This is a genomic window from Thermostichus sp. OS-CIW-26 (assembly GCF_054058395.1).
The window spans coordinates 1-12,153 of the sequence record NZ_JBSSAG010000054.1 but is presented as its reverse complement, the minus strand read 5'-3'; the positions used below and the strand labels follow the sequence as shown (position 1 = coordinate 12,153).

At 57.4% G+C, this 12,153-nt stretch carries 10 protein-coding genes; all 10 read right to left on the bottom strand.

Annotated elements, in window-relative coordinates; all coding sequences use genetic code 11:
• Positions 1–103 precede the first annotated feature (103 nt).
• Positions 104–592, bottom strand: coding sequence for a nitrate reductase associated protein (locus ACVW0C_RS13800; protein WP_414357823.1), 489 nt, complete (start codon positions 590–592; stop codon positions 104–106).
• A 24-nt stretch (positions 593–616) separates the two neighbouring features.
• Complete coding sequence (locus ACVW0C_RS13795; RefSeq protein ID WP_457385981.1) at positions 617–2,752, bottom strand: molybdopterin oxidoreductase family protein; 2,136 nt, start codon at positions 2,750–2,752, stop codon at positions 617–619.
• Positions 2,753–2,860: 108 nt separating this feature from the next.
• The gene (locus ACVW0C_RS13790; RefSeq protein ID WP_457385978.1) at positions 2,861–3,409 is read right to left on the bottom strand and encodes a Uma2 family endonuclease; all 549 of its coding nucleotides are present in this window, start codon (positions 3,407–3,409) and stop codon (positions 2,861–2,863) included.
• A gap of 17 nt (positions 3,410–3,426) precedes the next feature.
• Positions 3,427–4,269: an ABC transporter ATP-binding protein gene (locus ACVW0C_RS13785; protein ID WP_457385979.1), complete on the bottom strand. Its 843-nt coding sequence runs from the start codon at positions 4,267–4,269 to the stop codon at positions 3,427–3,429.
• A 38-nt stretch (positions 4,270–4,307) separates the two neighbouring features.
• The gene (locus tag ACVW0C_RS13780) at positions 4,308–6,299 is read right to left on the bottom strand and encodes a nitrate ABC transporter ATP-binding protein (RefSeq protein ID WP_457385976.1); all 1,992 of its coding nucleotides are present in this window, start codon (positions 6,297–6,299) and stop codon (positions 4,308–4,310) included.
• Between the two features lie 72 nt (positions 6,300–6,371).
• A complete protein-coding gene (ntrB, locus tag ACVW0C_RS13775) occupies positions 6,372–7,331 on the bottom strand; it encodes a nitrate ABC transporter permease (protein WP_011431708.1) in 960 nt (319 codons plus the stop codon).
• A gap of 145 nt (positions 7,332–7,476) precedes the next feature.
• The gene (locus ACVW0C_RS13770) at positions 7,477–8,799 is read right to left on the bottom strand and encodes a CmpA/NrtA family ABC transporter substrate-binding protein (RefSeq protein ID WP_457385974.1); all 1,323 of its coding nucleotides are present in this window, start codon (positions 8,797–8,799) and stop codon (positions 7,477–7,479) included.
• A 61-nt stretch (positions 8,800–8,860) separates the two neighbouring features.
• A complete protein-coding gene (locus ACVW0C_RS13765; protein ID WP_457385972.1) occupies positions 8,861–10,408 on the bottom strand; it encodes a ferredoxin--nitrite reductase in 1,548 nt (515 codons plus the stop codon).
• Between the two features lie 192 nt (positions 10,409–10,600).
• On the bottom strand, positions 10,601–11,740 hold the full coding sequence (locus ACVW0C_RS13760; protein WP_457385971.1) for a CAP domain-containing protein: 1,140 nt from the start codon (positions 11,738–11,740) through the stop codon (positions 10,601–10,603).
• A gap of 16 nt (positions 11,741–11,756) precedes the next feature.
• Positions 11,757–11,903 (bottom strand): hypothetical protein, encoded by a 147-nt coding sequence (locus ACVW0C_RS13755; RefSeq protein WP_187147246.1) that lies wholly within the window; start codon positions 11,901–11,903, stop codon positions 11,757–11,759.
• Between the last annotated feature and the right edge of the window lie 250 nt (positions 11,904–12,153).

The following is a 12,153-nucleotide window of genomic DNA, read 5'->3' as shown; positions in this document are numbered from 1 at the left end:
CGGGATACCGCCATTCTGTTTGGAAACAAACAGAATGCTATCGCTGCATAGTTGAACAGTGATGTTCAGCAGTGTTCAGCGTAAATGTATCAGACTATCTCTCTCAAATAGATTCAGAGTAACTGCAATCACCATCCCTCGCCATCTTCAGGCCAAACTCTCGCAGAGCGGGCAAGAAATTTTTGTTTTCGTGATGGGATCGGCTCAACTTCAGCAAGGCAAATCTCTGGATATCGTGCAAGTTTCTCCAGAAATCGAGGGCAAGCCGGATCCCCAGGTCTTGAGCTTTTTGTTGGACAGCCATTGGGATCTGGTTGGGATTTTGCCATTCAGGCTGGGGGTCAATGGGAATCTCTTGCGCCTCCTCGTGGCAGATGGAGCGAACCAAATGGCGCAGATGGTTGCGGAGTTCTTCTAGATCCTGTGGAGATTCAGAGGGCCAATCAACACACTTCCGCCGCTCTTCTAAGGAAAACTTGGCCCATTGATGGAGCTTGAGCTTGATCCCGCACAAATCCAGCTTTAGGCGCAAGGTCATGGGGATGCATCGCAGAGAGTCGGCAAAATCTTGCTCAAACTGAAACAGAGTCATGGGAACCTCGATTAGGAACCAAATCTAGAGTTGAGGGGATTGCTTGAGCGGTGGGTCGGCTTTCTCAAGAGCAACGGCACAGGCTTTTAATTCCGGCTGTCCGGAATCAGGGCAACTGATGTCATGGGTGAGGGCATTACACTCAGCTTGTTCTGCCCAGAGGGATCCCCAGTGCATGGGTACAAATAGCGTACCGGGAGCAATGTTGGCAGTTATCTTGGCCGGGAAATAGGCCCGTCCGCGGGCAGAACGCACTTGAACCCAATCTCCATCTTGGATGCCCAGTTTTTCCGCATCGCGAGGATGGATCTCCATAAAGGGTTGGGGGTGCATTTGCTTGATTTTTTCAATCCTGCCGGTGCGGGTTTGGGTGTGCCAATGGCCGTAAAGCCTGCCCGTGGTTAATACGTAGGGAAACTGGGGATCCGGCGGCTCTGCCAGGCCACGGGAATGGTGGGGGATAAAGCGGGCGCGGCCATCGGGGGTCGGGAAACGCCAATCTGTGTAGAGGCGAGTGGACTTAGGGGCCGAGGTTCTTTCTTTGGGATAAGGCCATTGCTGAGGGCCTTGTTCTGCCAAAAGGGCATGGCTGAGGCCGGAGTGATCGCAGAGGCGATTTGCGGTAAGGGCGGCAAATTCTGCATAAACCTCTGCCGCGGTTTGGAAGAAAAATTGCGCTTCAAAGCCCAACCTGCGCCCCACTTCAGCAAAGATCTCCCAATCGGGTCGGGCTTCGCCAGGGGGGTCTCGAAAGGCTTGACAAAGGGTAACCCTGCGCTCGGAGTTGGTCATCACCCCGGTTTTCTCGCTCCACTGACAGGCAGGCAAAAGCAAATGGGCATATTCTGCCGTTTCCGTAGGGTAATAAGCCTCTTGGTAAACAGTAAAGGGAGACTTTTTCAGGGCTTTTTTGACCCGTTCCAGATCCGGAAAGCTCACCAAAGGATTAGTGGCCACAATCCAAAAGAACTGCAGGGATCCCGTCTCCAGAGCGGCAATCATCTCGGTGGCCCTCAGCCCTGGGCAGGGAGAGAGGGAACCGCTGGGCAAACCCCAAGCCTGCTCCACCTCTGCCCGATGCTGGGGATGGCTCACCAGCCGATATCCCGGCAGCAGATGAGATAACCCCCCTGCCTCTCGACCGCCCATGGCATTGGGCTGGCCGGTCAAGGAAAAGGGGCCGGTCCCCGGTCGGCCAATTTGCCCAGTTAGGAGATGGAGATTGATTAGGCTGGTGATCTTGGCGGTGCCCTCGCTGGACTGGTTTAGGCCCATCGACCAAAGGGAGAGAACCCTTTGGGATCCCTGCCAAAGCTTGGCTGCTTCGATCAAATCCTCGGTGGCAATTCCGCAGCGCTGGGCCACAATCTGCGGTTCATAATCGGCCAGCAAAGCTGCATATTCAGCAAAACCTTGGGTGGAGCCCTCGATAAAATCAGCAGCAATGGATCCCCACTTTAACAACAAATGGGCAATCCCATTGAAAAGATCGATATCCGTACCGGGGCGAATTTTTAAGTGGAGATCGGCAGCTTCTGCTGTCTGAGTGCGCCGGGGATCCACGACCACCATTTTGAGGGGGGATCCGGTCCTGTGCCGCTTCTTCAGGCGATTAAAAAGAATGGGATGGCACTCGGCGGTGTTGGTGCCCACCAGAAAAGCCAGATTGCAGAGATCGAGATCCTCGTAGCAGCAGGGGGGGCCATCGGATCCCAGGGATTGGGTGTAGGCTGAGACAGCCGAGGACATGCACAGGCGCGAGTTGGTGTCAAAATTATTGGTGCCCAGACAGCCTTTCATCAGCTTTTGAGCAACGTAATAGTCTTCAGTGAGCAACTGCCCCGATCCATACATGGCTATGGAGTGGGGGTTGTCTTTGAGGCGGCGCAGCCGAGAAACCATCTCCTCAAAAGCCTGATCCCAAGAAATGCGACGAAAGGGCTGGCCCAAGCTCTCCCGAAACAGGGGATAGAGCAGCCGATCCCGACCAACTGCCTCCAGGATCGTGGCCCCCTTTACACAGACCATCCCCAAGCTGGAAGGATGATCCCGGTCGCCTCTTATTTTCCAGTCACCTGAGGCTGTCGAAACCGCCTCCAATCCACATCCCACACCGCAATAGGGACATAGGGTTTTGATGACAGCTTTTTCCGACTCCATCGCGGTCACCATGAGTGGGGATCCCTATTAAACGCCCAATTCTCTCGCATTTTGGATCCCTTAGCTGAGAAGAGCGGCAACTTGGATCTCCAAGCCAGGTCATACAACCTAGCTCTTGTCAGTGTCCTGTTCAGCTAGCCAAAGATGGCCATCTTGAGTTTGGATAAAAACGTATTTGCTTCTGGGAAAAATCAGCCAGACTTCCAGTACATCGGAGCTGAGATACTCTTGGGCTTTTAGGAAAATATCTTCTCCACAGTCGGTTGGAGAGAAGATCTCCTCAACCAGAGGATAGCTCTGCAGCAGCGTGGCAATATCCTCTCCAAATTGCTGGATTAAATCTGGAGACAGGTAGGCAACATCAGGTCTTCTGACTTTGCCTGTCGTTTGGCAGGGAGCCTCCACCAAAACCATGCCTCCCAATTGCTGATGTTCGACATAACCGGCCCAACGGATGAGAAGTCGGGTTTGGATCTTGGCATGCCCTAAGGTTTGCCCCACTTTCTCTACAATGCAGCCATCCACCCATTCGGTTTGGGCAACCGGATTGGCCAGATAGTCGGCAAGGGTTTTGGGCAGGGCAAGACCCGCTCCTCCATTGGGAGATCGGTTGGAACTACCTGAACCGGAGCAGTGGCCATCAACTTCCCTCTCCAAGTATTTTGAACCCTAGCTCAATCCCCTCCATGGGCAAAGCGGCGATAGAGGAAGTCAAGGGCGCGGTTGCGCAATTCGTAGAACTCGGGCATTTCCATAATGCGGGAGCGGATGCGCGGTCGCTCGAAGGGAATGGTCAAGATCTCGCCGATATGGGCAGCGGGGCCGTTGGTCATCATCACCACACGGTCTGACAAGTAGAGAGCCTCGTCGATGTCGTGGGTAATCATCAAAACTGTGCAGCGGTGATCCCGCCAAATGGCCAGCAGCTCATCTTGTAGATCTTCCTTGGTAATGGCATCCAAGGCCCCAAAAGGCTCATCCAACAGCAAAACTTCTGGACGAACGGCAAGAGCGCGGGCAATGGCAACCCTTTGCTTCATGCCTCCAGAAAGCTGCTTGGGCCGCTTGTGGGCTGCTTCCGCCAAACCTACCAATTCTAGGTGTTCTTCAACGATTTCCCTTTTCTCCCGCCGGGATTTGTTTGGGTAAACCTGATCCACCACCAGATAAATATTTTCAAAGGCAGTCAGCCAGGGCAAAAGGGAATAATGTTGAAACACCATCATCCGATCTGGCCCTGGGGAGGTGATGGGCTGGCCCTTGAGGGTAATGGATCCCGAAGTGGGAGTCGAAAAACCCGCCACCATGTTGATCAAGGTGGATTTGCCACAACCCGAGTGGCCAATAATGCAAACAAACTCACCGGCGGCCACTTCCAGATTGATATTTTCCAGCGCAACGAAGGGCCCTGCTGAGGTGAAGTAGGTCTTGCCCACATTCTGAAGACAAAGAAGGGGCAGTCCTGCAACCGGAGATGCAGAAGATAGCGGTGAGGAAGATAGGCGAGAACTGGTCATCATGGTGTTTTCCAATTGAGGGGCTAAGGTAACAAAAGCTAAACTTCGCTGAGCCGGTACTCCTGCAGCTTCAGATCCTGCCGGATGGCCACCGACTCCAGGTAGGCAACGGGATCCTCTCCGTCAAAGCGGGATCCATCGCCAAAGAGTAAAGCTCCGCGGTCGTGGGCCCGATCCGGAAGGCCCAGTTCTCTGGCGGCTAGGGCGTAGGTTTCGCTGTCCAGAACTTGGTCGAGAACCGAAACCCAATTGCGGGGAAAAGGGCAGAGGCCCCAGCGAGCCATCTGCGTCAGGATCCAGAGGTGTTCCAATCTTTCCGGACAGGTGTTGCGCCCGTTGGCAAACTGGTGAAAACCGGTGAGGGCTTGGGATTCATCGGCAATTCCCCGCTGCAGAATACCCGTCCACCCCGGCTGCAGATCCTCCAGGGCCACGCCCACATACTGGGGCTGAGCCAGCCACTCCAAGATCTCAGAACGGTGCTGCGGCTGATCGCAGTAGTGACAAGCCTCCAGTAGTGCCTTGACCAGAGCTACATGGGTACGGGGGTAGTTTTGCGCCCAATCCTGGCGCACTGTCAGCACTTTTTCAATGTGGCTGGGCAAGATTTCGGGAGTGGTGGTGACGATAAATCCCAACTGTTCCCGCACAGCGCGGGAGTTCCAGGGCTCGCCGACGCAGTAGCCATCGATGTTGCCGGCCTTGAGATGGGCCACCATCTGCGGCGGCGGGATCACCGTCAACGTAACGTCCCGATCCGGATCCACCCCCCCACCGGCCAGCCAGTGCCGCAACAGGAAGTTTTGCATGGAAGCCGGATGAACCACTCCCAGGGTGTGGACTGTGTCGGGGGTGTGGTTGAGGTATTGGCGAAAATCCGCCAGGCTTTGAACGCCTCGCTCCAAAAGTCTGCGCCCAAAGGTAATGGCGTTGCCGCCGCGGGAGAGGGTTAGCGCGGTAATCAAAGGCACCGGAACTCCCCCTACTCCCAAGGTGGAAGCCAACGGGATCCCGGCCACCACCATGGCCGCGTCCAGCCGACCGGAGCGGATCCCTTCCCAGATGGTCTTCCAGCCTGGCTCCCGCACCAGGGTGACCTGCTCCAGGCCGTACTTTTGAAACAGGCCTTTTTCCTGCGCCACCACCAGCGGGGCGCAGTCGTTGAGGGGCACAAAGCCAACCTCCAAATTGACCTTCTCCAGGCCGTGTTTGGCAATGGCCACGCGAACAGGCGTTTTTTGGCGAGCCCGCTTTTGCTGGTTGAGAAAGTAGATCATCTCTCCCCGCAGGCTGTAGTAGTCGGGGTGACGCACCACTTCCAAACGATGGCGGGGTCGAGGAAAAGGGATCCGCAAAATCTGGCCAATGCGGGCCTCCGGGCCATTGGTCATCATTACCACCCGATCCGAAAGCAGCAGCGCCTCATCCACATCGTGGGTAACCATGACACAGGTGAGCTGCTCCGCCTGGGCAATCTCCATCAGTTGCTCCTGCAGGTTGCCGCGCGTCAAGGCATCCAGAGCGCCAAAGGGCTCATCCAACAGCAGCACCCGCGGACGAATGGCCAAGGCTCGGGCAATGGCCACCCGCTGTTTCATCCCTCCTGACAGATGCGCCGGGCGTTTATCGGCTGCCCCCTGCAACCCCACCTGGCGGATGTGCTCTTCCACAATCCGGCTTCGCTCTGCTTTGGGAAGGGATCCCAGCACCTCGTCCACGGCCAGGGCAACGTTCTCCCGCACGGTCAGCCAGGGCAGCAGGGAATAGTTCTGAAACACCACCATCCGATCCGGGCCGGGATCTGTAACCTGTCGGCCCTCCAGGAGAATGCCTCCGCGGGAAGGCTTTTCCAGGCCAGCAATGATGTTGAGCAGGGTCGATTTGCCACAGCCAGAGTGGCCAATTAGCGAGACAAATTCCCCTTTTTGGATCTCCAGGTGGATGTCTTTCAGGACAGGATAGACCTCTCCGTTGTCGAGGAGAAATTCCTTGTCGACATGATCCACTTCAATGTAAGGCTGGGTCTTCATGATTCCCCTGAGATGATTTCTGAGAGCATGGAGAAATTGTCAGCAACCAATCTAAAACTCGGCCAAGCTCATTTAGCGATCCTCAGCCACCACCAGCGAGCCAATCCAAGCCGTGATCCGATCCAGCAGAAGACCCACCATCCCGACATAGATCAAAGCCAGAATGATTTCGCTGATGCGGGAGCTATTCCAGGCATCCCAGATGAAGAACCCGATGCCCACACCGCCAATCAACATCTCCGCCGCCACAATGGCCAGCCAAGACAAGCCCACCCCAATGCGCAAGCCGGTAAAAATGTAGGGTACAGTTGCCGGGAAAACGATTTTGAAAAAGTACTTCCAGCCCGACATGCGCACAATTCTCGCCACGTTGCGGTAGTCCTGTGGGATCTGCTGTACGCCGACAACGGTGTTGATCAAAATGGGCCAGAGGGCCGTAATGAAGATTACGAAAATGGCGGAAGGGTTGGCATCTCGAAAGGCAGCCAAAGAAATCGGCAGCCAGGCCAAAGGCGGCACCGTGCGCAGCACCTGAAAAATGGGATCCAAAGCCTCGTACAGCCAGCGATTGACCCCGATGATCATGCCGCCCACAACCCCCACCAAGCCGGCCAGGGCAAACCCAATGAACACCCGCCGCAAGCTGGCCCAAATTTGCCAGAACAGCCCTTTGGCATTGCCGCCATAGTCAAAAAAGGGATCTTTAATGAGGGGATCCCAGGTGTCCTGCCAAACCTGGAGAGGGGTGGGCAAGTTGGCTCCGGGGCGGCTGTAAATGATTTGCCAGAGAATCAGGACGAGCAAAATGGCCGTAGCGGGCAACAGAATGCGACGCAGCGCTTTGTGGATTTGGACTCTTTGCCGCCAAGCAGAAGAAGGTGCAGAACTGGCGGGGGAACCGATTCCGGTACTGGACTGAAGAACAGAACCTTGGCCGGTTTTCAGCAGCCAGTGGCCTAGGCCAACCAGTAGGGGAAGCAGGATCCGAAAGAGGTGGTAGCCCAACTGTAGGGCAGAGTGGAAAATCCTCATGGCTTGCTGGGAGTAAGGTTGAAGTCAACTTAAGAGGATCCCAAGAGAGAAGGGGTTTCAGGTGAACACTCTTTGTGGGGATTCGGGGATCCCTTCTCTCCTGGACAGAGGGTTTGCAGCTAACTTGCTGGGGAAAGTTGGGAAATTAGGCCAGCTTCTTAATCGCCAATTTCTCCAGGTAGGCGGCAGGATTTTCGGGATCGAACTGCACCCCGTCGAAGAAGGTTTCCACTCCTCGGGAAGGGCTGGGGGGAATGGCCGCCTCCTGGCCAATGGCTTTGGCAGCTTCTCGCCAGAGTTCTTCCCGATTCACCCGCTCCACCAAGGCTTTGGTATCGGTGTCGGCAGGCAGATAGCCCCAGCGGATGTTTTCGGTCAAGAACCAGAGATCGTGGCTCTTGAAGGGGTAGGAAGCGTAGTTCTGCCAGAACTTCATCAGGTGGGGGCTGTTTTCAACGACCTTGCCGGTGCCGTAGTCAAAAGTGCCCCGAGAACGGCCCAAGATATCGGGCACAGGCACCCCCAGCCAGCGGCGGTCGCCGATGATGCGACACATCTCCTCTTTGTTTTCCATCTGGTCGCACCAGATCTGGGCTTCTAGCACCGCTTTCAACAGGGCAAGGGTGGCTTTCGGGTGCGCATCCACCCAGTCGGCCCGCAGGGCAAAGGCCTTTTCCGGGTGGCCGTTCCACAGCTCGCCGGTGGTGAGGGCAGTATACCCCTCTTTTTGGTTCACCAGCTGGGCATTCCAAGGCTCGCCCACACAGAAGGCTTCCATGGTTCTGGATTTCATATTGGCCACCATCTGCGGCGGCGGCACCACAATGATGGAGACGTCGCTAGTGGGATCGATCCCGCCTGCGGCCAGCCAGTAGCGCATCCACATGTCGTGGGTACCGCCGGGGAAGGTCATCGCGCATTTGGGATCCCCGCCGGCAGCTCGGACCTCGGCAAACTTGGCCTTGAGGGGGGAACTATCCAGGCCGATTTGCAAATCCCGATATTGGTTGGAAATGCTAATGCACTGACCGTCCAGATTGAGACGGGCCAAAATGTACATAGGCACCGGCTTGCCATCGGTAACTTTGCCGGTGGTGATGAGGTAGGGCATGGGGGTGAGGATGTGTGCCCCATCGATGCCGCCGGCGGCGGATCCCAGCACCAAGTTGTCGCGGGTGGTGCCCCAAGAGGCCTGCTTGACCACCTCTACGTCCTTCATGCCGTACTTGTCAAAGAACCCCTTTTCTTTGGCGATGATCAGGGGGGCCGCGTCGGTTAGAGCGATGAACCCCAGCTTGGCGCTGGTGGTTTCGGGAGTATCGGCCTGCGCCACCCAGTAGCCTTTGCCCAAGGATTGCGATTGGGCGCGCGGGATCCCAGCCGTGGCCGCCCCAGCCGTGAGAGCAGCCACCCCGGCCAAAAATTGCCGACGGGAGACGGGAGAGGAAGTGCTGAACAGCTTAGACATCGAAACCTCCAAGATTTACAACGACGAAGAAAGAAAAACTTTCAGGACGGCAACAGAACCGCTAGCGGGTTACCAAAACAGAAGCCTGGGCGGCGGACGGATGCTGACGCGGCCTGGCCCCAAAGTGTTCAATGAGCAGCTCCACCAAGACTGGCTTGAGGTCTTCGCAAGGGATCCCTTTGCGCACGCATTCGCCCAGCTTGGCGTCTTTGCCCACCTCTCCCCCCATGTAGATGTCCACGGCCTCCACCACCCTGCCGTCCTTGCGAGCAGTGGTGCCCATAAGGCCGATATCGGCTACTTGGGGTTGGCCGCAGGAGTTGGGGCAGCCCGTCCAGTGGATGCGCACCGTTTGGGGGATCTCCAGCTCCGCCTCCAGCTCCTCCATCAAGGCCACAGCCCGGTTTTTGGTCTCGATGAGGGCAAAGTTGCAGAACTGGTTGCCCGTACAGGACACCAACCCCCGCTGCAAGGGCCCTGGGTTGGGGGAGAACTTCTTCAAGAGCGGCTCTTTGAGGAGCGGGGCCACTCGGGAGTCGGGCACATTGGGGATGAGCACGTTCTGCTCCACTGTCAGCCGCAGCTCTCCGGAGCCGTACACCTCCGCCAAGCGGGCCAGCTCCATCATCTCCAGGGCGTTGAGCCGCCCCACCGGCACATGCAGGCCGACGAAGTTGAGGCCCGGCTGCTTCTGGGCATGCACCCCCAGCAGATCCCGCTTGTGCCAGACCACCTCATCTTTTTCCGCTGCCCTGAGCAGAGGGTGGCCCGTCTGGCGCTCCACAGCCGCCCGGAACTTCTCTAGGCCCCACTCGTCAATGAGCCACATCAACCGCGCCTTTTGTCGGTTGGCCCGCAGGCCGTGATCCCGGTAGACCAGCAGCACCGCCTCGCACAGAGGAACCACATCGCGGGGATCCACCCAGACATCCAGGCCGATAGCCTCGGCGCAGCGGCGAGCAGAGAAAAAGCCGCCCACCAGGACGTTGAAGCCCAGGCGGCCATTTTTGAAGGCGGGCACAAAGGCCAGGTCGTTGATCTCCGCATGCACGGAGTTGTCGCGACAACCGCAGATGGCGATGTTGAACTTGCGCGGCAGGTTGCTGAAGGAAGGGTTGCCCTCGCCATTGTTGGTAACCATGTCCTGCACCTTGCGGGTGAGACCGCGCACGTCGATCAGCTCGTCCGGGTCAATACCGGCCAGAGGGGATCCCGTGATGTTGCGCACGTTGTCCATGCCCGACTGGATGCTGGTCAGGCCTACCTCTTTCAGGTAGCCCAGGATCTGGGGCATTTCCTCGATGGGGATGCCTCGCAGTTGCAGGTTCTGCCGGGTGGTGATGTCGGCTACGCCCTGTTCTCCATAGGGGTGGATGATTGCGCCCAACATCCGCATTTGGCCGCTGGTTAGGATCCCATTGGGCAGGCGCAGCCGCAGCATGAACTGACCTGGGGTGCGCTTGCGAAAGAAGATCCCCAGCCACTTGAGGCGGTGATCCCGGTCGTCTTCAGGAATGTTCTCCCAACCCATCCGGGCAAACGCCTCCAGCTCGGCCTTGACCGCCAGCCCATCCTTTTCGCTTTTGAGGCGTTCAAATTGGTTCGCCATGATCGCTGCCGTGGGGTGAACACTGGCTACCCTAGCGATGACGAACCGTTAACTTTGGTATTGGCAGTTACACTTTGTAACAAGTTATGCTATTTTGTCACCTTCTGATTGCAATTTGTGCATAAGGTCAGGCTTCTAGGAGCAGCAGACTCCCCTCTCCCCTGGGGAAGAGGGGCTGGGGGTGAGGAAAAGCTAGTTGAGAGGGTTGAAAGAGTTGAAAGGCTCCATCTGCCAGAGCAGACGGGGCGGGATCCCCAGCCCTTCGGTGAGGGGTGCGGGCCGTTGGGAAGTTTGGGGATCGCAGTCGTAGAGAGCGGTGGTGTAGCGATAGGTGCGGGGGGGGCCACCGTTGAGGCGAATGCCGCTGATTTCAAAGGTGTAGTTGCGATTGGGCTGAACCGAACCCACGGAGTAGGTCAAAGTTTCCAGGCCAAAGGCGGGATCCCCCACGCGGAGATCTCCAACAGGCACCGGCTCGCCGCTGAGGGCATCGGTGATGCGGACTTGGGCTTGGCTGAGATCAGCCTTGCCGCCACGGCTGGGCACCGAGAAAGACCAGCGGTAGGCAGACAGGGGCTGGCCGGAAAACCCTTCTAGGCGGTAGAGGTAGCCGTCTTTCTCCGGGAAGGCGATGAACTCTGGATCTGGCACCGACTCGTCAAAACCGAAGATCCAGTTGGCGCTGGCCTGGGTCACCCGTCCAGCCCGTGGGTCAAAGACAATGCCGTAGGCCCCCTGGGCGTACTGAGGATACAGGTTCCAGCGGCGATGCCCCACATCCACAAAGTTTTCTCGACCTGGCTCGGCAAAATAGATGTCCACCTGCCGCGCCAACACCCGGCCTGGATCGGGGCCGTTCAGCTCTAGGATGGGCCCAACCGCCAGGTTGCTGAAGCGGGATCCTGCCTCCCCAGCAGGGGTAAAGCAGCGCCAAGAAGGGGGCGGCTGGTGGCTGAGAGTACCATTGGCTACCTGCATCAAGGCCGCTTGCTGGGCGGCTTCTAGGAACTGAGGATTGAGCTTCACCGGCGGTAACTGGTGCAACAGCCGTAGAAAATTCAGCCGATCCATCATCTTTTGGGCTGCTGCAGGCGTAAGGCGACCGGGGTTGCAGGTAGCAACCTGGGGCTGTTCGGCGTAAATAGGCCCCGTGAAGCTGCGGGTCTGGCGATCCAACCGGCACAGGAAGCTGGCAATCGGCACTTCCCCTGCCCGCGGTGGCTCCATCGAGGTAGGGGATCCTCCACAGGCCGCCAGCAGACAAAGACAAAAGATCCCCGCGATCCTCAAAGCCCAAAGCTGAACCAACTTGGGCAACCGCTGCAAGGGCATGCAAAAACCAGCCGAATTATGAGCCGGTGGGGGTGGGGGTGATGCTGGGGGGGCTGACGGTGCTGCTGCTGCTCTCGCCACAAGCAGGCAACAAGCCCAGACAGGCAAACAGGGCTAAGGCCGCCAAAAGCTGGTGGGTCACTTTGGGTTGCAACGTAGCCATGACAACAAACCTCCCAAATGCTGCTGGGTTTGACCCTGTTCTATCACCTGGCCGAGTGGGCCACAGCGTCAAAACTCATGCCGACAAGGGTATAACGTGACATCCTCCCGACGCTGACCCTACGGGTACAGCGCGGGCTTCCTAACCTCACGGTTAGGCATTCCTGCCCCACGCCACTTATCTAGGTCATAGACCCCCGACAGAACGACTTGGCAGGCTGTTTCCGTTCCCCAGAGTCCCTGGGCTACTA